Annotated in this window: 17 protein-coding genes and 1 pseudogene; 5 read left to right on the top strand and 13 right to left on the bottom strand. The window is 68.6% G+C overall.

Annotated elements, in window-relative coordinates:
• Both DDE10_RS13215 and lpdA read right to left on the bottom strand, forming a co-directional pair.
• Positions 1–295, bottom strand: a pseudogene (locus DDE10_RS13215) (IS630 family transposase); the annotation flags it as partial.
• A gap of 166 nt (positions 296–461) precedes the next feature.
• Complete coding sequence (lpdA, locus tag DDE10_RS13210) at positions 462–1,859, bottom strand: dihydrolipoyl dehydrogenase (RefSeq protein WP_114953236.1); 1,398 nt, start codon at positions 1,857–1,859, stop codon at positions 462–464.
• Positions 1,860–1,985: 126 nt separating this feature from the next.
• On the opposite strand from lpdA, the gene DDE10_RS13205 reads away from it, so the two are divergent.
• Together DDE10_RS13205 and DDE10_RS13200 are read left to right on the top strand one after the other, a co-directional pair.
• A complete protein-coding gene (locus DDE10_RS13205; RefSeq protein ID WP_114953235.1) occupies positions 1,986–2,444 on the top strand; it encodes a MarR family winged helix-turn-helix transcriptional regulator in 459 nt (152 codons plus the stop codon).
• On the top strand, positions 2,441–3,487 hold the full coding sequence (locus DDE10_RS13200) for a S41 family peptidase (RefSeq protein ID WP_114953234.1): 1,047 nt from the start codon (positions 2,441–2,443) through the stop codon (positions 3,485–3,487). Before DDE10_RS13205 ends, DDE10_RS13200 begins: the two co-directional genes overlap by 4 nt.
• Here DDE10_RS13200 and odhB read toward each other — a convergent pair.
• From odhB to DDE10_RS13160, 8 genes are all read right to left on the bottom strand, one after another.
• Entirely contained in the window at positions 3,423–4,715 is a 1,293-nt protein-coding gene (odhB, locus tag DDE10_RS13195; RefSeq protein ID WP_114953233.1) for a 2-oxoglutarate dehydrogenase complex dihydrolipoyllysine-residue succinyltransferase, read from the bottom strand. The two genes, DDE10_RS13200 and odhB, sit on opposite strands and share 65 nt — an antisense overlap.
• Before the next feature lie 56 nt (positions 4,716–4,771).
• Positions 4,772–7,582 (bottom strand): 2-oxoglutarate dehydrogenase E1 component, encoded by a 2,811-nt coding sequence (locus tag DDE10_RS13190; RefSeq protein ID WP_284734647.1) that lies wholly within the window; start codon positions 7,580–7,582, stop codon positions 4,772–4,774.
• 170 nt (positions 7,583–7,752) lie between these two features.
• On the bottom strand, positions 7,753–8,637 hold the full coding sequence (gene sucD, locus DDE10_RS13185; protein WP_114953232.1) for a succinate--CoA ligase subunit alpha: 885 nt from the start codon (positions 8,635–8,637) through the stop codon (positions 7,753–7,755).
• A 157-nt stretch (positions 8,638–8,794) separates the two neighbouring features.
• Entirely contained in the window at positions 8,795–9,349 is a 555-nt protein-coding gene (locus DDE10_RS13180) for a hypothetical protein (protein ID WP_114953231.1), read from the bottom strand.
• Positions 9,349–10,311, bottom strand: a complete 963-nt coding sequence (gene mdh / locus DDE10_RS13175) for a malate dehydrogenase (RefSeq protein ID WP_114953230.1) — start codon at positions 10,309–10,311, stop codon at positions 9,349–9,351. The genes DDE10_RS13180 and mdh overlap by 1 nt, the downstream gene beginning before the upstream one ends.
• 291 nt (positions 10,312–10,602) lie before the next feature.
• Positions 10,603–12,525, bottom strand: a complete 1,923-nt coding sequence (locus DDE10_RS13170) for a glycoside hydrolase family 2 protein (RefSeq protein WP_284734646.1) — start codon at positions 12,523–12,525, stop codon at positions 10,603–10,605.
• Positions 12,526–12,724: 199 nt separating this feature from the next.
• On the bottom strand, positions 12,725–13,846 hold the full coding sequence (gene zapE, locus DDE10_RS13165; RefSeq protein ID WP_114953229.1) for a cell division protein ZapE: 1,122 nt from the start codon (positions 13,844–13,846) through the stop codon (positions 12,725–12,727).
• Positions 13,843–14,307 carry a PaaI family thioesterase gene (locus tag DDE10_RS13160; protein ID WP_114953228.1) on the bottom strand — a complete coding sequence of 155 codons (465 nt, stop codon included), beginning with the start codon at positions 14,305–14,307 and terminating at the stop codon, positions 13,843–13,845. The genes zapE and DDE10_RS13160 overlap by 4 nt, the downstream gene beginning before the upstream one ends.
• 693 nt (positions 14,308–15,000) lie before the next feature.
• On the opposite strand from DDE10_RS13160, the gene DDE10_RS13155 reads away from it, so the two are divergent.
• Together DDE10_RS13155 and DDE10_RS13150 are read left to right on the top strand one after the other, a co-directional pair.
• Positions 15,001–17,391 carry a zinc metalloprotease gene (locus DDE10_RS13155; RefSeq protein ID WP_114953227.1) on the top strand — a complete coding sequence of 797 codons (2,391 nt, stop codon included), beginning with the start codon at positions 15,001–15,003 and terminating at the stop codon, positions 17,389–17,391.
• 102 nt (positions 17,392–17,493) lie between these two features.
• Positions 17,494–17,796 carry a hypothetical protein gene (locus DDE10_RS13150; protein ID WP_114953226.1) on the top strand — a complete coding sequence of 101 codons (303 nt, stop codon included), beginning with the start codon at positions 17,494–17,496 and terminating at the stop codon, positions 17,794–17,796.
• Positions 17,797–17,993: 197 nt separating this feature from the next.
• On the opposite strand, the gene DDE10_RS13145 is transcribed toward DDE10_RS13150, so the two are convergent.
• The 3 genes from DDE10_RS13145 to queC form a co-directional block, all read right to left on the bottom strand.
• A complete protein-coding gene (locus DDE10_RS13145; RefSeq protein ID WP_162806604.1) occupies positions 17,994–18,767 on the bottom strand; it encodes a carboxymuconolactone decarboxylase family protein in 774 nt (257 codons plus the stop codon).
• A gap of 324 nt (positions 18,768–19,091) precedes the next feature.
• Positions 19,092–19,421 carry a DUF6884 domain-containing protein gene (locus DDE10_RS23485; RefSeq protein ID WP_162806603.1) on the bottom strand — a complete coding sequence of 110 codons (330 nt, stop codon included), beginning with the start codon at positions 19,419–19,421 and terminating at the stop codon, positions 19,092–19,094.
• Positions 19,421–20,047 (bottom strand): 7-cyano-7-deazaguanine synthase QueC, encoded by a 627-nt coding sequence (gene queC / locus DDE10_RS13135; RefSeq protein ID WP_114953224.1) that lies wholly within the window; start codon positions 20,045–20,047, stop codon positions 19,421–19,423. Before queC ends, DDE10_RS23485 begins: the two co-directional genes overlap by 1 nt.
• Before the next feature lie 1,041 nt (positions 20,048–21,088).
• Between queC and DDE10_RS23825 the strand changes: the two genes are divergently transcribed.
• Positions 21,089–21,262, top strand: a complete 174-nt coding sequence (locus DDE10_RS23825) for a hypothetical protein (protein WP_284734645.1) — start codon at positions 21,089–21,091, stop codon at positions 21,260–21,262.
• The last annotated feature ends 29 nt before the right edge of the window (positions 21,263–21,291 follow it).

The raw sequence follows: 21,291 nt of genomic DNA, 5'->3' as shown, positions 1-21,291 counted from the left end.
CCCCGTAGCTCACTTCCACCCCACGATCGTGCAGCTCGGCCAGCAAAGCTCTCAGCGTCAGGTCAGGCTCGCCTTCAAGTCGGGCCACCAGCCAATCGTGCTCTGACAGGAGGATCGGCTTGCGGTATCCGCCCATCTTGGCCGGCGCCACGCTCCCCGTCTGGCGCTTGCGAATACACCATCGCGAGACGCTCGCAGCACTCACCCCCAGCAGGGCCCCCGCCTCGCGGTTCGGAGAGCTCTCCGCCACCGCCACCACACGCTCACGAAGATCATTCGAATAAGGTCGCGTCATCGATGCTGACCTCCTCCCAGCCAGCATCTTGAATCACGAACCGAACCGCTTGGGAATCCCAACCAGACTCACACAAGCATGATCATGCTCTAGATTATTGAATTGCCGCCAAAAAATATGAACGGCCATATTTCAGGTCGACGAAATCCGGCCTTTTGCGCGTTGCTCAGATGTGGATCGGCTTGCCCGTCACCGCCATCGCCGCTTCCTTGATCGCCTCGCTGTGCGTCGGGTGGGCGTGGCAGGTGTAGGCGATGTCCTCGCTGGTCGCGCCGAACTCCATCGCCTGGGCGGCCTGGGCGATCATCGTTCCGGCGACGCTGGCGATGATGTGGACGCCGAGCACGCGGTCGGTGCGGGCGTCGGTGACGATCTTGACGAAGCCGTCCGTCTCGCGATTGGTCTTGGCGCGGCTGTTGGCCAGCATCGGGAACTTGCCGATCCTGACTTCATAGCCCTCCGCCTTCGCCTCCTCCTCGGACCGGCCGACCGCGGCGATCTCCGGGAAGGTGTAGACGACGCTCGGGATCACCTCGTGATTGACGATGCCGATCTGGCCGGCGAGGATCTCGGCGACGGCAACGCCCTCGTCCTCGGCCTTGTGGGCGAGCATCGGTCCCGGCGTGACGTCGCCGATCGCGTAGATGCCCTCGACGCCGGTGCGGAAATCGTGGTCGACCTCGATCTGGCCGCGCTTGTTGGTCGCCACGCCGGCCTTGTCGAGATCGAGGCCGTCGGTGTTCGGCCGGCGGCCGATCGAGACCAGGACGACGTCCGCGTCGATGGTCTCGGAATCCCCGCCCTTGGCCGGCTCGACGGTGAGGGCGACGCCCTCGCCCTTGCGCTCGGCGCCGGTGACCTTGGTCGAGGTCCTGATCTCGAAGCCCTGCTTCCTGAAGATCTTGTTCGCTTCCTTGCGGATCTCGCCGTCCATGCCGGGCAGGATCTGGTCGAGATATTCGACGACGGTGACCTTCGCGCCGAGCCGGCGCCAGACCGAGCCGAGCTCCAGGCCGATGACGCCGCCGCCGATGACGACGAGATGGTTCGGCACCGCGCCCAGCTCGAGCGCGCCGGTCGAATCGACGATCCGCTCCTGGTCGATCTCGACCCCCGGGAGCGGGGTCACCGACGATCCGGTGGCGATGACGATCTTCTTCGCCTTGTAGGCGGTGCCGGCGACGTCGATCGTGTCGCGGCCGGTGAAGCGGGCCTGGCCCTTGAGCCAGGTCACCTTGTTCTTCTTGAACAGGAACTCGATCCCGCCGGTGAGGCCCTTCACCGCTTCCTTGCGGCCGGCGTGCATGGCGTCGAGGTCGAGCTCCACATGGCCGACCTTGACCCCCCATTTGGCGAGGGTGCCGTGATTGGCCTCCTCGAACAGCTCGCTGGCATGAAGCAGCGCCTTGGACGGGATGCAGCCGACGTTGAGGCAGGTGCCGCCGAGCGTCTCGCGGCTCTCGACGCAGGCGGTCTTGAGCCCGAGCTGGGCGGCGCGGATCGCCGCCACATAGCCGCCGGGCCCGGCGCCGATCACGATCACGTCGAATTCAGTCTCGGCCATCTTTCCTGTTCCCTGGGTCCGCCGGCGCCCGCGCGCTCGGGTTGAACGTTCCGGCGAACACATAGAGCCGGGCACGGCCAAGACAAGCCATTGCCCCCGCCGCCGCTCAGTTATATAAGCGCTTATATGAATGAATCGCTCAGCCTCGGCCACCGGCTCCGGCAGCTCCTCGCCGCCCTCGATGGCGACGTCCAGTCGCTCTACGACGAGCTCGGAATCGCCTTCCGCCCACGTTTCTTCCCGATCGTCCGGCGCCTGCTCGCCGCCTCGCCCCAGCGGGTCGGCGACCTCGCCGCCGCGATCGGCGTCAGCCAGCCGGCGGCGACCCAGACGATCGCCGAGATGGCCCGCGCCGGCCTGGTCTCGCTCGCTCCGGCCGCCGACCGGCGCACCCGCCAGGTCGCCTTGACTCCCGAGGGCGAGCGGCTCGCCGAACGGCTCGGGCCGGTCTGGGCGGCGGTCGAGGCGGCGGCGGCGGCGCTCGACCGCGAGCTCGACCGCCCGCTCTCCGCCGCCATCGACCAGGCTCTCGCCGCGCTCGGCCGCGAGCCGTTCCGCGACCGCATCCGAAAGGCACTGAAATGACGACCCGGCTGCTCGCCTTCCTCCTGCTCCTTCTTGGCTGTGTGCCCGCCGCCGCCGCCGCGCCGCCGCTGACCGAGCGCGACCGCGCCGAGATCGTCGCCCAAGCCGCCGACCTGCTCGAGCGCCGCTATGTCGATGCCGCGGCGGGCGCTCGGCTCGCGGCGGCTTTGCGGGCGCAGGCGCCGGCCTGGGACGGCGTCGCCGATCCGGCGGCCTTCGCGGCCGCGGTCACCGCCTGGCTGCGCAGAGCGAGCGGCGACGGCCATCTCGGCCTCAGCCACAGCGAGACGCCGATCCCGGAGCGGACCGACGGCGGCGCCGACTTCGCTGCCGACATGGACCGCTGGTACGGGCCGGGCGTCAATCACGGCGTCGAGCGGATCGAGCGGCTCGACGGCAACATCATGCTGCTCGAGCTCACCGTCTTCCCGCCGGCCGCGATCGGCGGCGACGTCCTCGCCGCGGCGATGAACGTCGTCGCGCAGGGCGAGGCGCTGATCCTCGATCTCAGGCGAAACGGCGGCGGCGCCGAGACCGCGAACCTCGTCACCGGCTATCTGCTCGGCGAGGGCGGCCGGCCGCTGAGCGGCCGCTACGACCGGCCGAGCGACACCGCCCACGCCAACAGCTCGCCGGTCTGGGTGCCGGGCCGTCGATTCGGCGGCGACAAGCCGCTCTTCATCCTCACCTCGCGGCGGACCTTCTCGGCCGCCGAGGCGGTCGCCTACGACCTCCAGGCGCTCGGCCGTGCGACGATCGTCGGCGAGGTGACCGGCGGCGGCGCCCATCCTTACGAATATCGGCGGGTCCACCCCCATTTCGCCCTGGATCTGCCCGAGGGCCGCTCGGTCAACCCGATCACGGGAGGCAACTGGCAGGGCACCGGCGTCCGCCCCGACGTCGAGGTTCCCGCCGCCGAGGCGCTCGACCGGGCGCTGCAGCTCGCCCGGGAAGCCGTGGCGAGGGGCGGCGACGACCCTACAGGTCGATCAGCAGCCGGACCGGATCCTCGAGCGCTTCCTTCATCCGCACCAGGAAGGTGACCGCCTCGCGGCCGTCGATCAGGCGGTGGTCGTAGGACAGCGCCAGGTACATCATCGGCCGGGCGACGATCTGCCCGTCCTTGACCACCGGCCGCTCCTCGATCCGGTGCATGCCGAGCACCGCCGACTGGGGCGGGTTGATGATCGGGGTCGACAGCAGCGAGCCGAACACGCCGCCATTGGAGATGGTGAAGGTGCCGCCCTGCATCTCCTCCATCTTGAGGGTGCCGTCCTTGGCGCGGCGGCCGAAATCGGCGATCGTCTTCTCGATCTCGGCGAAGCCCAGCACATGGGCGTTGCGGATCACCGGCACGACCAAGCCCTGCGGCGCCGACACCGCGACCGAGACGTCGACATAGTCGCGGTAGACGATCTCGTCGCCCTCGATCGAGGCGTTGACCGCCGGGACGTCGCGGCCCGCGAGCACCGCCGCCTTCACGAAGAAGCTCATGAAGCCCAGGCGGATGCCGTGCTTCTTGTCGAACAGGTCCTTGTAGCGGCTGCGCGCCTCCATCACCGCCGTCATGTCGACGTCGTTGAAGGTGGTCAGCATGGCCGCGGTGTTCTGCGCCTCCTTGAGGCGGCGGGCGACGGTCTGACGCAGCCGCGTCATCCGCACCCGCTCCTCGCGCCGCTCGCCGGCGACGGCGGGTGCGCTGAAGGAGGCGGGAGCGGCCGAAGGCGGCGGCGGCGGCGGCGGCGCGGCGGAAGCCTCGGCCTTCTGCAGCTTGGCGGCGGCGAGCACGTCGTCCTTCGTCAGGCGGCCGTCCTTGCCGGTGCCCTTGATCCGCGACGGATCGAGATGATGCTCGAGCACGATCCGCCGGACCGAAGGCGACAGGGTCAGATGGTGGGCGTCGCCCTCCTCGCCGCCATGATCCTCGGCGGCCTCGGCATCGCCGCGCGCCTCGATATTCTCGCCGGCGCCGGCGGGATTGACCGGTATCTCCGTCGGAGCCGAGGCGGACGCACCCGCGCCGGCCGCCGCGCCGCTTTCCTCGATGCGGGCGATGACCGCGCCGACCTCGACATTGTCGCCCTCGGCGGCGAGCTGCTCGCCCATCACGCCGGCGACCGGCGAGGGAACGTCCACCGCGACCTTGTCGGTCTCGAGGCTGGCGATCGGCTCGTCGGCCTTGACCGCCTCGCCGGGCTTCTTGAGCCACTGCCCCAGGGTCGCCTCGGTGATCGATTCGCCCAGGGTCGGCACTTTGACTTCGGTCGCCATCCTAATCCCGTATCCTTGTGTCTCAACGACGGACGGCCCGGACGGCCGCCCGATCCTCAGCCCGCCTTCCTCTGCACCGGCGCGTTCGCGCCGTGGCCGAGCGCCTCGGCGATCACCGCCGCCTGCTCCGCCGCGTGCCGCTTGGCAAGGCCCGTCGCGGTCGAGGCGGAAGCGGCGCGACCGGCATAGACCGGACGCTTCGGCTTCACCCCGGCCTCGACCAGGCATTTCTCGATCCGCCAGTCGAGGAAGCTCCAATAGCCCTGGTTCTTCGGCTCCTCCTGGGCCCAGACCACCTCCTCAAGGCTGGTCATCCGCTTGAGCCGGGCCACCAGCGGCTCGGCCGGGAACGGATAGAGCTGCTCGATGCGGACGATCGAGGTGGAGGTGTCGCCGGCCTTGTCGCGCGCTTCCATCAGCTCGTAGGCGAGCTTGCCGGTGCACAGGACGAGCCGCTTCACCGCCGCGTCGGCGGGCGGATTGAGGTCGGACAGGATCCGCCGGAAGTGGCTGTCGCCGGTGAAGTCGCCGATCTCGGAAACGGCGAGCTTGTGCCGCAGCAGCGACTTGGGCGTCATGATTACCAGCGGCTTGCGGAAGTCGCGGTGCATCTGGCGCCGGAGGATGTGGAAGTAATTGGCCGGGGTGGTGCAGTTGGCGACCTGCATATTGTCCTCGGCGCACAGCTGCAGGTATCGTTCGGGCCTGGCCGAACTATGCTCGGGCCCCTGCCCCTCGTAGCCGTGCGGAAGCAGCATGACGAGGCCGCTGGCGCGCAGCCACTTCGCCTCGCCGGCGGCGATGAACTGGTCGATCATCACCTGGGCGCCGTTGGCGAAGTCGCCGAACTGCGCCTCCCACAGCACCAGCGTGCGCGGATCGGCGAGCGAATAGCCATATTCGAAGCCGAGCACGCCGAACTCGGAGAGCGGACTGTCGCGGACCTCGAAGCGGCCCGGGCCGACCTGGGTCAGCGGGATGCACTTGATCCCCTTCTCCTGGCAGACCCAGACGGCGTGGCGCTGGCTGAACGTGCCGCGGCCCGAATCCTGGCCCGACAGCCGGACCTGCGAGCCTTCGCGCAGCAGGGTGCCGAAGGCGAGCGATTCGGCGGTCGCCCAGTCGAAGCCGGCACCGGTCTCGAACATCTGCCGCCGGCCCTCGATCACCCGAACCAGCGTCTTGTGGGGAACGATCGTGTCGGGGATGGTCGTCAGGATGGCGCCGACGTCGCGGACCGCCGCCTCGTCGACCGCGGTGCCGACGTTGCGGCGTTCGTCCTCCGGCGTCGACGGCTTGTTGAGGCCGCTCCAGCGGCCCTCGAACCAGTCGGCCTTGTTGGGCAGATAGGACCGGGCCGCCTCGAACTCGCCCTCGAGCAATTGGGTGAACTCGTCGACCTGCCCCGACACCCAGCTTTCGTCGACCACGCCCTCGTCGCGCAGCCGCGCCGCATAGACCTCGGAGATGGGCGGATGCTTGCGGATCGCCGCATACATGAGCGGCTGGGTGAAGCTCGGCTCGTCGCCCTCATTGTGGCCGAAGCGGCGATAGCACCACATGTCGATGACGATGTCGCGGTTGAAGCGCTGGCGGTACTCGATGGCGAGCTTGCAGGCGAAGGTGACCGCCTCCGGATCGTCGCCGTTGACGTGGAGGATCGGCGCCTGGACCGACTTGGCCAGGTCCGACGGGTAAGGCGAGGAGCGGGCGAACTGGGGCGAGGTGGTGAAACCCACCTGGTTGTTGATGACGAAATGGAGCGCGCCGCCGGTGGCGTAGCCGGGGATCCCGGAAAAGCCGAAGCATTCGGCGACGATGCCCTGGCCGGCGAATGCGGCGTCGCCGTGGAGCAGGACGGGAAGGACGAAGTCCCCTTCCGCATCATCGCGCGCCACCTGCTGCGCCTTGCACTTGCCGAGCACGACAGGATCGACCGCCTCGAGATGGCTCGGATTGGGGACCAGCGACAGGTGCACCTTGACCCCGTCGAACTCGCGGTCGGACGAGGTGCCGAGATGATATTTGACGTCGCCCGAGCCGCCGACATCCTCGGGGTTGCTGGCGCCGCCGGCGAATTCCGAGAAGATCGCCCGGTAGGGCTTGCCCATGACGTTGGCGAGGACGTTGAGGCGGCCGCGATGGGCCATGCCGATGACGACGTCCTGGACGCCCAATGCGCCGCCATATTTGATCACCGCCTCGAGCGCCGGCACCATCGACTCGCCGCCGTCGAGGCCGAAGCGCTTGGTGCCGACATATTTGCGGGCGAGGAACTTCTCCCACTGCTCGGCCTGGACGACCTTGGCGAGGATCGCCTTCTTGCCCTCGGGAGTGAAGCGTATCTCCGCCTCGTGGCCTTCCATCCGTTCCTGGAGGAAGCGGCGCTCCTCGAGGTCGTTGATGTGCATATATTCGAGGCCGACCTTGCCGCAATAATTGCGGCGCAGGACCTCGACGATCTCGCGCACCGTCGCCTTTTCGAAGCCCAGGGTGCCGTCGAGATAGACCGGCCGGTCGAGCGCGGCGCCGGTGAAGCCGTGGAATTCGGGCGTGAGGTCGGCGGGGATGTCGCCATGGTGGAGGCCGAGCGGGTCGAGATCGGCGGCGAGGTGGCCGCGCACCCGATAGGTGCGGATCAGCATCATCGCGCGGATGGCGTCGGTCGCCGCCTGCTCGATCTCGGCCTCGGAACGGCCCTCGGCCGCCGCGGCCTGCTTCGCCGCGTCCGCCTTGCGCGCGCCTTCCGCCCGCTCGATGGTCATCCGGGTCGGGTCGAGCCCGGCATTGACCTCGTCGAGCTCGATCAGCGGCCAGTTGTCGCGCGCCCAGCTCGGACCCGCCTCATGCTCGCCGAAATCATCCACTTGCCTTCGCCTTCCACTAAACTCCGGGGCAGACGCGCCGAGCCCTTAACCATTTCGGCCGTGCGTGGGAACCACGCAGCGGAAAGGTTTTCGGTCCCGGTCGTTTCGCCGCCGCCTCCTGCCGCAGCACCCGTTGCGGAAACGTTGCGTCTCCAGCCCTTATAGGCGCTTCAGCCGTTGAGGAGCGCGGCGAGCGTCCTTCCCAGCTCAGATGGGCTCGGGCTCACCCGAATTCCAGCCGCCTCCATCGCCGCGATCTTGTCCTCGGCGCCGCCTTGGCCGCCGGAGACGATCGCGCCGGCATGGCCCATGCGGCGGCCGGGTGGCGCGGTGCGGCCGGCGATGAAGCCGACGGTCGGCTTGGCACGGCCCTTCTTCGCCTCGTCGGCGAGGAAGGCGGCGGCCTCCTCCTCGGCGCTGCCGCCGATCTCGCCGATCATGATGATCGACCGAGTCTCGTCGTCGGCGAGGAACAGCTCGAGCACGTCGATGAAGTTGGTGCCGTTGACCGGATCGCCGCCGATGCCGACCGCGGTGGTCTGGCCGAGGCCCTCATTGCTGGTCTGGAAGACCGCCTCGTAGGTGAGCGTGCCCGAGCGGCTGACGATGCCGACGGAGCCCTTCTTGAAGATGTTGCCGGGCATGATGCCGATCTTGCACTCGTTCGGGGTCAGCACGCCCGGGCAGTTGGGCCCGATCAGCCGCGACTTCGAGCCCGACAGCGCGCGCTTGACCTTGACCATGTCGAGGACCGGGATCCCCTCCGTGATGCAGACGATGAGCGGCACCTCGGCGTCGATCGCCTCGAGGATCGAATCGGCGGCGAAGGGCGGCGGCACGTAGATGACGCTGGCGTCGGCGCCGGTCTCCTCCTTCGCCTGGAGGACGGTGTCGAAGACCGGGAGGCCAATATGGGTCTTGCCGCCCTTCCCGGGCGTCACGCCGGCGACCATGCGGGTGCCGTAGGCGATCGCCTGCTCGGTATGGAAGGTGCCGGTCTCGCCGGTCATGCCCTGGGTGATGACGCGGGTCTCGGCATTGACGAGGATCGACATTCATTGACCTCCGGCGGCACTTGGGCGGGCGGCCCGGCCGCTGATGATGACGGGTGGGACGCGGCGGCCTTGCGGCCGGACGCGCGAGTCGGGTTCCCCTACAGTCGCCCGGCGGCGCGGGGAAGAGCGTTCGGGCACGAGGCGGGCCGGCCGCGGATCAGAAGCCGCCGAGCGATTGGGCGACGAGAATGTTGCCGTCCTGGCCGAGCTGCCGCGCCAGCGCGCCGCCCGGCGGAGCATGACTGACCCGGAAGGCCATGCCGTCCCGCCAGCCCGGCTCCCAGTCGAGCTGGAGGCCGACGCCGCCGAAATCGTCCGAGCTCGTCGGCGGCCGGCCCATCCACGCCTCGAGCGCGGTCCCGGCGATCGGCGCCGCGCCGAAAGCGTAGACGCGGCAATCGTCGATCCACATCCCCTGATCATTCTCGACCCGCGAGACGACGAGGAAGAGCGGCTCGCCGGCCGGCTCGGCGCGGTAGCTGGACAGGGTCAGCCGATTCTCCGGGCTTGTGCCATCGCGGACCGAGCGGTTGACCCGGGCGAGCCGCGGATCGGCCTCGTCCGCGATCGCGGTCCAGCCGCCCTGCCGCGCATCGGCCTGCATCGCCTCGAGATCGCCGACCCGCTCGCAGGCGGCGCGGAAGGTGTCGAGCAAGGCGGCGTCGGCCGTCGCCGGCTGCGCAGCCAGGAGGAGGGCGGCGAAACCGAGCATCAGGCGAGGCTCGGATCGATCCCCTTGCAGGCCTCGAGCAGCTCCTTCACCGCGTCGACCGAGACCTTGAAATTGGCCTTGGCCTCGTCGTTGAGCTCGATCTCGACGATCCGCTCGACGCCGCCGGCGCCGATCACGCAGGGGACGCCGACATAGAGATTGTCGACGCCATATTGTCCGGTCAGGTTGACCGCGCAGGGCAGCAGCCTTTTCTTGTCCTTGAGATAGGCCTCGGCCATCTCGATGCCGCTGGTCGCCGGCGCGTAGAAAGCGGAGCCGGTCTTGAGCAAGGCGACGATCTCGCCGCCGCCCGAGCGGGTGCGCTGGACGATCGCGTCGATCTTCTCCTTGGTCGACCAGCCCATCTTGATGAGATCGGGGATCGGAATGCCGGCCACGGTCGAATATTCGACGACCGGCACCATCGTGTCGCCATGGCCGCCGAGGACGAAGGCGGTGACGTCCTGGACGGAGACGCCGAACTCCTCGGCGAGGAAGTGGCGGAAGCGGGCGGAGTCGAGCACGCCGGCCATGCCGACCACCATGTGGTGGGGAAGGCCGGAGAATTCGCGCAGCGCCCAGACCATCGCATCGAGGGGGTTGGTGATGCAGATGACGAAGGCGTCGGGGGCATTGTCGCGGATGCCCTCGCCGACCGCCTTCATCACTTTCAGATTGATGCCGAGCAAATCGTCGCGGCTCATGCCCGGCTTGCGGGCGATTCCGGCGGTGACGATGATGACGTCGGCGCCGGCGATGTCGGCATAGTCGTTCGAGCCCTTGAGCGCGGAGTCGAAGCCCTCGACCGGGCCGCACTGGGCGAGGTCGAGCGCCTTGCCCTGGGGCACGCCCTCGACGACGTCGACCAGGACGACGTCGCCAAGCTCCTTGGCGGCCGCGAGATGGGCCAGGGTTCCGCCGATATTTCCGGCGCCGATGAGCGCGATCTTCTTACGAGCCATGGGGCCCTCCCGAACGTTGACCGAGGCAAAAAGGCGAGCGGCCGCGGACGCAGCCGGAACGGCGTCCGCTTAGACGCGGCGGCGGCGCCGGGCAACAGGCAAAGGGGCTGGGAGAGGCGCGCGAGGATGCACACCGCCTATCCCGACCGCCCCGAGCAAGCCCTCCCCTTGATGGGGAGGGTGGGGTGGGGTGGCGGTTCCGGCTGCACTGAGCGGGTGGGGAGTCCACCCCACCCAAACCCTCCCCATCAAGGGGAGGGCTTAAGAAGGGAGTGGGCCGAGACATAAGGCTCACTCCCCCTCCCCTTGCGCCCGTCGCCGGTAATGCTCCGCCAGCACTGCGAAGGCGAGCTTGCGGACGCCGGTCTCGGAGATCAGGCCCTTGCGGTTCCAGCCGCGCTGATAGACTGGGTGCTGGCGCCGCGGCGAGCGGAAGTCCTTGAGGATCCAGGGCGAGAGGCCGGCGAGGAACGGGATGCGATCGGCCATGGCGAGGGTCTGGCGGTAATATTCGGCCTGATAGTCCTCGGAGTAACGCGGCATCCGCCCGGGATCGCGAAAGCCGGCGAGCGCGTCGGCGCCGAATTCGGAGAGGATGAGCGGCTTGGCATGGTCGGAGCGCCAGACGAAGCCGGGCAGAGCCGACAGCGGATCGCGCGAATACCAGCCATTGTAGGTGTTGACCGCCATCACATCGAGATCGGGGACGAGTGGATCGTCGATCACCATCTCCACCCGCCCGTCGCGCTCCTCGCGGCGGTTGAGCAAGGCGGCGGTGACGAGCCGGCTGGGATCGTGGGCGCGCACGTCCGCGGCCAGGCGGGCGAGGAAGCGGGTGCGCGGCGCGCTCACCGGCGTCTCGTTGCCGACGCTCCACAGGATGATCGACGCGCGGTTGCGGTCGCGCAGGATATTCTCGGCGAGCATCAGCCGGGCCGCGGCGAGCGTCTCCGGCGAGTCGAAGGCGATCCGCCAGTAGACCGGGATCTCGCTCCAGACGAGCAGGCCGAGCTCGTCGGCGGCGCGGGTCATCACCTCGCTGTGCGGATAATGGGCGAGCCGGACGAAATTGGCGTGAAGGCCGTCCCGCGCCTCGGTGAGCAATGCCCGCGCCGACGCCGGGGTAGTCGCCCGGGTCGGCTCGGCGCCGATCTCCTCCTCGTGCAGGCTGACGCCGCGCAGGAAGACCGGGCGGCCGTTCAAGAGGATGCGCTCGCCCTCGACCGAGACGGTGCGAAAGCCGATGCGGTCGCGAAGCACGTCCTCGCCGGCGGCGATCTCGACGTCGTAGAGGGTCGGACGCCCCGGCTGCCAGCGCTCGAGCCCGGTTGGCGCCGGCGCCTCTGCGGACCAGCTTCCGTCGGCGCCGGTGCGGCCGTCGAGGGCGAAGCCCAGAGCGGGTATGAGGAGGCGCACCGGCGCGCCCGCCGCGGCGGCGCCGTCGAGGCGGACGGTGACGGCGAGGCGGCCGTCGCGGGTGAGCCGCACCCAGGCATCGTCGACATAGGTGGCCGGCACCTCGACCAGCCGGACCGAGCGGGTGATGCCCCCATAGGTCTCCCAGTCGGTGACCGGCGGCGGGATGGTGAAGGCGCTGCGCTCGGCGTCGGCGGCGACGGTGACGACATTGCCGCCATCGCGCAGACGCCCGGTGACTTCGAAGGCGAAGGGGGTGAAGCCGCCCTGATGGCGGCCGACCAGCTCGCCGTTCAGATAGACGGCCGCCGCATAGTCGACCGCGCCGAAGCGCAGGAAGGCGCGCCGCCCCGGCCGCGGCGCGGCGTCGAAGCGGCGCTGGTACCAGACCAGCCCATCATAGTGACGAAGCGTGGGATCGTGGGTGATCCAGGAGGAAGGCAGGTCGACCAAAGGCGAGCGCGCCATGTCATATTCGAACAAGGCGTGGGGATCGGCCGCCTCGGCCTCGGCGACGACGACGTCCTCGAAGCGGCGGTGGCCGCGGCCGGCGGGCTCGCCGTGGAAGCCGGCGACGCCGTCGCGATAGGGATCGATCGACCAGTGCCAGGCGCCGCCGAGGTCGAGGCCGGGGCGGAGATCGGCGGCGGCGAGGATGTGGGCCGGGCGGGGCGGATCGGCCGGCGGGCGGTCGCGCTGGGCGGCGGCGGGGGTGGCGGCGAGGAGGAGCGCGGCGGCGAGGGCGAGGAGGGTTCGGATGGCGGTGATCATCTTCTTCTCTCCCTTCGTCCCGTTCATCGAATGCCACTCCGGCGGAAAGGGCGATAAGCCCTCCCCCTGGAGGGGGGGTGGGAGGGGGTGCTCGGCGTTGGTGAGCACCTCCGGACTCTGAGCACCCTCACCCTGCCCTCTCCCTCAAGGGAGAGGGTCCTTGGGGGCGAACGTGCTCCCCCTCTCCCTGACCCTGCGCCCTGAAGGGTGGAGGGGATTGTGCCGTTCATTCCTCGCCGTGCCCCTTGGCCATATAGTCTTCGCTCTGCATCTCGATGAGGCGCGACGCGGTGCGCTGGAATTCGAAGGCGCCGTCGCCCTTGGGGTAGAGCTGGTCGGGGGTCGCAGCGGCGGCGGCGAGGAGCTTGACCTTGTGCTCGTAGAGGGCGTCGATCAGGGTGACGAAGCGGGCGGCCTCGTTGCGCCGGTCGGGGCCCATGACGGGAATGCCGACCAGGATGACCGTGTGGTAATGGCGGGCGATGGCGAGATAGTCGGCGGCGCCGCGCGGCTCGCCGCACAGGCGACTGAACGAGAAGACGGCGACGCCCTTGAGGCTCTTGGGCACGTGGAGGGTGCGCCCGCCCGGCACCGCCAGCGTCCCGGTCGGGACGTGGGCGCTGTCCTCGACCGGGTAATCGGTGAGGCGGAAGAAGGCCTCGCGCAGCGCAGCGGTCGCGTCGGGGCCATTGGGGACGTACCAGGTCGGCATGCCGCCGAGCCTCTCGAGCCGGTAGTCGACCGGGCCGTTCAGCGGCACCACCTCGAGCGCCTGCTCGACGAGGTCGATGAAGGGCAGGAACAGCTCGCGGTTGAGGCCGCCGAGATAGAGGTCGCGGGGCGGCCGGTTCGAGGTGGTGATCACGGTGACGCCGGCGTCGAGCAGCTGCGAGAAGAGGCGCGAGAGGATCATCGCGTCGGCGCTGTTGTTGATCACCATCTCGTCGAAGGCGAGCAGCCGCGCCTCCTCGGCGATGGCGGCGGCGACCGGCGGGATCGGATCCCCTTCCTCCTTCGCCCGCTCGTGGCGCAGGCGATCGTGGACCTCGAGCATGAATTCGTGAAAGTGGACCCGGCGCTTCGGGCCATGGTCGATTGCGGCGAAGCCGAGGTCCATCAGCATCGACTTGCCGCGGCCGACTCCGCCCCAGAGATAGAGGCCGCCGGGCGGGCGGGTGCGCCGGCCGGTGAGCCGCCACAGGATCGAGCCGCGCTTCGGCAGATCGGCGAGGGCGAGGGCGAGCCGATCGAGCGCGGCGACGGCGCGCGCCTGGTCGGGATCGGGCCTGAGCTCGCCGGCGGCGAGCAAGGCGCGGTAGCGGCTGCCGACCGGCTCATCCGAGCTCATGCGGGCTTCCTGTCGGCCTTGCGCAGGGTGCCGGTGAAGGCGGCGACGAGCGCGCCGTCCTGGACGATCGTGCCGCGCAGGAAGACGAGGCGGCCGGTCTCGCGCAGCAGCTCGATCTCGGCGTCGAGCGGCGCGCCGGCTTTGGCGGCGCCGAGGAACTGGCTGTCGAGGGCGAGCGTGACCGCGCCCGCCACCCCTGCCCCGGCCATCGCGCCGCCGGCGAACAGGGAAAGGTCGGCGAGGGTGAGCAGGGCGCCGCCATGGACCATGTCCTGGAGGTTGAGATGGAGCTCGCCCGGGAACATCCGGCAGATGCCGCGGCCGGGCCCGTCGGCGCGGACGAGGACCTTGCCCAAAGTGGAGTTGAAGCGGCCGGCATAAGCGGGATCGGCGAGGTCCCAGGTCCACCAGCCGGGATGGTCGGGATCGGGCTGGTGGCGGATGGCGGGATGGATCTCCATGACGCCGAAGCAGTGGCGGGAATGGGGGCGGGAGGCAAGGCGGGGAGAGGCGAGAGGGGCTTCTTCTTGGAGGGAGGTCGGCTGCCCTTTGGAGTGTTCGCGGGATGGGCCTGTCGCCGAACTGATCGGGAGGTGTTTCGGGTTGGCGGCCGTCCGCGAACGCCGAGCACCCTCACCCCGACCCTCTCCCTCCAGGGAGAGGGGGCTTGCGGCAGTTCGGTTGCTGGGGCCGTGCGTTTTTTGGAGGCGTACCCACCCCTGACCCATCAGGGCTGATCCATGGGACCATGCGGGGCTTGGTCCGACGCCCTGATCCGCGTGCAGGGAGGGGAGTTGAGGTGGTTGCGCCTGTGGAACGACGGGTACAGTTTTCTTCAAGTTCTTTCCAACATCTCGCCAAGTCGAGTTCGTCGTTTCGGGCGTCACTTTGGTCGTATTCGCGCCTCCCCAATGTTGACGAGACGAAGCGGCGGGGCGTAGGCGGAATGTCCCCTCACTACAGCTAGCGGCGAGTCGCCGGGTGATCGGAAGCCGGGCCGGGATCGGATGCTATTTCGGAGCGGTGGAGCCTGTGCAGGGACTTCGCTTGTCTGACCGGCCCGGTCGTTCCGGGGCGGACGGGTGTGCGCGTCTTCCCTGGGCGGGGCTTCCTCCGGAACGGCCGGCGCCGCCGCGCAACCGAGGAGCAAGTGCATGACCACCCCCAGCGATACCGGCTTTGCCGGCGATTCCGGCACCACCGCGCGGACGACCTCCCCCGAGACCAGGACCCAGCCCAGCGAACCCTATGTCGAGATGCGGATTCCCGAGCCCGGCGAGGCCGAGCAGGCGCGCGAAGCGGGCATCGAGCTTCCGCTGATCCCGATCCCCTTCCCCGTCTTCACGGTGAGCGGACGCTACGTCTATTCGAGGGCGATCACGCTGCCGACGCCGATCCCGCTGCCGCGGCCGCTGCCGATCGAGCGGATCCCGATCCCCCGTCCGGGCCCGGGCCGCGCCGAGTCGGACGAGGCCGCCGAGACGGTCTATGACGAGGACATCAACGCCATCTCGCTCTACCAGCGCGAGGAGGTGCGCTTCGACGTCGACGGCCGCTACCCGCAGATGACGATCAGCGGCACCCGATCCGGGTTCCTCACCGTCGCCGGCCACTGGATCGCCTCGGTCCGCAAGACCGCGTCGGGCAGCTATGAGGGGCCGATCTGGTACAAGGACGGCGCGACCGGCGCGATCGCCCACACCCATGTCAGCGCCAAGGTGACCGGCGGGCTGTTCCCGGCGAGCCGCAAGCTCGAGATCACCTTCACCGGCGGCGGCGCGGCCGCCTTCACCCGCAGCTACGCGTTCGAATCCGGCTATCATCGCGGCGTCGAGTTCGAATATGACCGGGTATCGAATGCGGTCGCGGTGACCAGCGTCAACACCCACGCCCATCCCAACCGGCCGGCCAGCCTGCCGGCGGAGAATCTCACGATCGAGACCGTGTTCCGGCGCGCCGGATTCGACGTGTCGGTGAGCCCGGGCGGCGGCGTCATCCCGATCGGCGCGGCCGGGCCCGACGCGGCCTGGACCGACCAGGAGATGCACGACGCGATGCAGATCCACTGGTCGCGCTTCGCCAACAAGCCGCAATGGGCGATGTGGGTGCTGTTCGCCCGGCTCCATGTCAGCGGCACCAGCCTGGGCGGGATCATGTTCGACGATATCGGGCCGAACCACCGCCAGGGCACGGCGATCTTCAGCCACGCCTTCATCGCGCAGCCGCCGGCGGGCGACCCCGCCCCGGCCGCGTGGGTGGAGAGGATGCGCTTCTGGACCGCCGTCCACGAAATGGGCCACAGCTTCAACCTGGCGCATAGCTGGCAGAAGTCGCTCGGCACGCCCTGGATCGCGCTCGCCAACGAGCCCGAGGCGCGCAGCTTCATGAACTATCCCTACAACGTCGCCGGCGGCCAGAACGCCTTTTTCGCCAATTTCGACTATCGCTTCTCCAACGCGGAATTGCTGTTCACCCGCCACGCGCCCGAGCGGTTCGTGCAGATGGGCAACGAGAACTGGTTCAGCAATCACGGCTTCCGCGAGGCCGCCCAGCACAGCCACCCCGATTACGAGCTGAGGCTGACCACCAGCCGGGCGGACGACCGCTTCCCCTATCTGGCGCCGCCGGTGGTGGAGATCGCCCTGGTCAACCGATCGGAGCGGACCAGGACCGTTTCCTCGGCGCGGATCAGCGAGCGCGGCGACTTCACCCTGGTCATCAACGGCGAGCGCCGCGAAGCGAGGCTGTGGATGCCGCACATGCGCCATTGCGGCGAGGGCGACGACAAGGTGCTGCGGCCCGGCGAGGCCGTCTATGACAGCGCGATGATCGCCAGCGGCAAGAACGGCTGGGATCTGGCCGAACCCGGCCGCTACTGCATCCAGGCGGTGATCGAGGTGGACGGCCAGCCGGTCTATTCCAACCAGCTGATGGTGACGATCGAGTCGCCGGGCAGCCGCGAGGAGGAGAAGATCGCCGCCGACTTCTTCACCCCCGAGGTCGGCCAGGTGCTCGCCGCCAACGGCACGCGCGGCCTTGCCAAGGTCACCGACGTGCTCGCCGCGGCGGCGGAGCTGGAGGGCAATCCGGTGTCGCAGGTGGCGGCGCTGGCGCTCGCCACCCCGCTCGCCTTCGACTTCAAGCTGCTCGACGAGGGCTCCGCCTCCGGCGCCGGCGCGGGCGCCGACACGAGGATGGGCGCGCGCGATGCGGGCAGCGGCGGCGGCCGGCGGATCGAGCAGTACAAGGCCGATCCCAAGGCGGCGCGCAAGCTGCTCGAGCGGGCGATGGGCGGCAAGGCCGGGGCGAGGGGCGCGGCCAAGCCGGGCAGCGCCGACAGCCTGGTCGACGCCGTCGGCCACACCCGGTTCCTGCGCGACGCGCCGGTGATCGCGGCGATCGAGAAAGCGGAGGTGCCGAACAGCACCGAGGCGTTCCTCGCCTTCGCGGCCGATGGCCAGAAGGCGGAAGCCGCGGCGGCGCTGCCGGTCAGCGACCGGATGCAGCGGCTGCTCGACGCCAAGGCGGCGGGCCTGACCCAATGAAGCGGGGCTGAGGCGACACGGACGGGGGCCGGAGCGATCCGGCCCCCGCTCTTCGTCGAAAAAGGGTGGAGCGGACGAAGCCAAACAAGCAGGGATGCAGACATGACCAGGCTGAAGCTCGCGCTCGAGGAGGGGTTCCAGGACGATTATGTCGTCGTGCTGGCGGACGGACGGATGATCGCCGAGGAGACCGACGTCACCACGCGGTACCAGATCAGCCTCGCCCGGCTGGTCGAGATCGACCTGCCGCCGGGGACGACGGAGATCGAGATCAGGCTGCCCGAAAAGGGGCTGGCCGGGGCGATCGAGACGGACGGCAGCGTGCCGGGGACGCTGCGGGTCTCGCTCGGCAGGGACGGGCGCGAGCTCGCCTTCGTCCGGGACGAGCCGCTGCGTTTCGCCTGAAGGGGCGGGAGCGGCGGCGGGGGCGAAAGGGCGCCGCGGCGGCGAAATTGCGGAATCCCTGGGGGTCATCAATTTCATCAATTTTAAAGCGCGAGCCGGCCGCCGGCAGGGGGCCGTCGCGGGGCGCGCGGCGGACGCGACAAGGCCGGCGGGCGAGGTGGGCGCGACCGGATCCGGGCCTGAAGACGGTGGCGCCGTCAAGGCGGCCCGCCTTCCCCTGCCCCGTCCCAAGCTTCGCCGCCGCCGTCGAGGACCGGGTCGTGCCGGTCATGTTCGGCCGCCGCTTCCGGCCCGCCCGCCTCCGCCGAATAAGGCAGCGGATCGGGATCCGGGGCGCCGATCTCGTCGGGCAGGCCGACGCCGTGGCGGCGATAATGCTCGACGCGGCCGAGCGCGCGCAGCTCGCGGCTGACGCGGGCGCCGAGCGGGCCGCGGCTGCGCAGGAAATCGGCGGCGCCGGCGCCGCCCTCGCAGACCAGGCCGACGAACTGGTCGAATTCCTCGGCGACGATCCGGACCGGCGAATCGGGCCCGTCATCCTCCTCCTCGGCCTGGCGATCGAGTCGGGAGAGGACGAACATGGCGAGCCGGTTGTCGAAGCGGTGGCGCTCCCCCCAGACCTTGCCGTCGCGCAGGATGATCTCCGACGTGCCGTGGAGGACGCGCGACACCAATTCGTCGGCGACGCGCGGGCGGGCGAGGCGCATGGCGGCGCGCCAGGCGAGATCGAAGGCCCGCCCCTCGGCGCGGGCGCGGAAGGCATAGGCGCCCTGCGGGCTCATTCCCGCCGCCCGCGCCGCATCGGCGACGCAGCCGCATTGGGCGAGGGTGCGCAGGAAGGCGGCGATACGCTCGGGGGTCCAGCCGTCGTGGCGCTGGCCGCGGGGGCGGCTGGGGTGGGGGGTGGGGGCGGGGGCGGGGGCGGGGGCGGTGAGGGGGGTGGTTAGGAGGGTGGAGAGGCCAGGGAGCATTGACACGGCGTCTGGAGAGAGGCCCTGCCTGGTGGGCGTAGCGGGCAACAGTGGATGCGGCCCGGTCGTGGCCGAATGAAAGGTCGCGCCGTTGATGGGTGTGTTCATGATCTGCTTCATGAGCGGCCGGTAACACAAGTTTTGTGGAGTTACAAGATTGTTGTAACGCGACCTAGACTAGCGCTCTAATGGACTGCGGTCGCTCTTGGCCCGGGTGCAGACGGTTTGCTTTCGCCTGAATGGCTGGCGATAGCGGTCGGACCGGCGTCACGGCGAGAAATGCAGGGTCCTCACGTCAGTGTCCGCGGGATCTGAGGGGGCCAGTCAGCTGGATGATGTGGCCTTTAACGATCGTGCGACTGTTCTTATCGGTGACATAGTCGAGCAGAGTGGCCGCACGCGCCGCACGCTTGTGCGTGTGCCCCAGGCAAGGCGCTCGTCGCGCCGCATGGTCTTGAGCGTGGTATCGTATGGCGATACCGGTTCGCCGAGGTCGAGCAGGCCATGCTCCGCGGAGAGGATGTAGACCTTGTCGGCGAGATCAAGCGCGGCTAGTAGAGACTTCTTGAACAGCGGCGAGGTGTAAAGTGCCGCCGCTGGCATCACCTCTTTGGCCTTGGTCTTGGAACAGGCAACAAAAGCGATGCGGGTCATCAGCTCGCGATCGAACGCCAGGCGTGATCGTGAAGGCGGCAGGCATCGCATTCGCCGCACGGAGCTACTGCTCCGGATGTAAACTGGGGTCGATAGCAACTCCAGCTGTCATTCTCCCCGAGACCCAAATCCCGCGCCAACTCCGCGATCTCAGGCTTGCTCATGTGAAGCAGGGGCGCGACGATCCGCGGACCTCCAGGATTGGCCGCTCCCATCATCGCGATAAACGCGTTTAGAAATTGCGGCGTGCAGTCCGGATAGCCAGAAAATTCGATTGCATTGAGCCCGATATGCACTTCATCCGCGCCAATGCCGCTCGCATGCGCGCACGCCAGCGACAGGAAAACGGCATTACGACCAGGTAAGAATGCCGGCGAAATGGAGGATGTCATGTCCTCAATCGATCGTCCCAGCGGAATCGTGCGTTCGGGCTTTCGCCATTCGACTCTGATCACTTCGCGAGGGATGCCAAGCGCCTCGCATTGCTTCTGCGCAAACTGGAGTTCGACGGAAAGACGCTGTCCATAATCAACGCCAAGGCTGAAAACCTCGGCGCCGGCGCGGCGCGCGCGATACAGACAGGTTGTGGAGTCCATGCCGCCGCTGTGCAGCACCAGCACCTTCATACCCCGCACACGCTCCTCCTAGATGCGCTCCCGGCAGCGCGTAGATGCGTGCTATCGCGTAATCCCTTCAGCTGGCAAGCAGCACTGGCCGACGCGGACGTTGCCTGCTCGACCAGAAGGGTGGGGCTCCACCTTCGCGCTGGCGCTGGCTAACCGTGTCCAAGAAGCGAATCGCGAATGACAGCAATAGGCGGATTCTGATGAACAGACGCTCGCTTGCAGTTGCTTTGACGCTCCAATTCCAGACCGATGATCGGTGAACGCCAGAGCGATCAGCCGGAGTTCTCTACGGAATTTGCTTGGGCGCGATAATACCTCGGACATCGACTGTGTGATGGTCGCGTTTGCATTATTCCATGTAGCGGCCGTATCACGGAACTTGCCTTGTTACAACTAGTTTGTAAGGGCACATTGCCAGGCTCCGGAGAGATCACGGTCAGTTGTGGCCGTGAGCGACCTGGCAGTTTTGCGCTCGAAGTCGGAAAATAGATGAAATAGCCGGGGCTCTCGGACATAAAATCCGCAAGCAAAGCTCGAGCAGCCCTTGCTGTACCAGGGGATTTCGTTGCTGGCAACGTTGTAGGCCAATCCCAATCCTGAAACAGCCGCCGGCATTCTCCCGGTCGCATTGCTGACGATCAGGGACCGGTCACGCTCATTTTGAACGCGGGCACATTGCCCGCGGCAACGCGCCCTCCGTCCGCCATCGCCCACCAGATTCTCCACAACCCGATCCGAGGACCGCCAGGCCCCTGCCCGCACGAATGAAGCCGACGAGATCCCCTGAACCGATCTACGTCAGGTCACGGCCGCATCAAGCGCCGAATAAAGGCGGCTCGGCAATACTGAAACGCGGGTATCCCCGGTTCTCCGGCATGGGCGGCCGGGACCACGCCAATCACCCGACACAGAAATCGTTAAAACCTGAAAAGACGGTTTCATGCTATACAGAATAACTTCTTTCCCTCTTTCAGTGTCGCGACGCGGGTGCTACGGAGATGCCAGGATGCGGAGGGGTCAGCGTCCGCCGGGGACCGCCATATGAAAGAGAAGGAAGTCGGCGAACCCCACGCGACAGAGCTGCAAACGCTCAACTTTAAGGTGCCCGAGGCCTTCAAGCGCTCCTACAAGGTCTATGCCGCGCAACGCGGCATGACGATGCTCGACCTCCTCAAGGAGGGCTTCGAACTCAGCCGCAAGGCCGACCGCAAGTGACCGGCAGGCGTCGCAAGGGCGCGGAACGG

Origin of the sequence: Sphingosinicella terrae (assembly GCF_003347635.1) — a bacterium.
Taxonomy (GTDB): Bacteria; Pseudomonadota; Alphaproteobacteria; order Sphingomonadales; family Sphingomonadaceae; genus Allosphingosinicella; species Allosphingosinicella terrae.
Note: the sequence above shows the minus strand (reverse complement) of the source record. Positions and strands in the feature narration are given on the sequence as shown.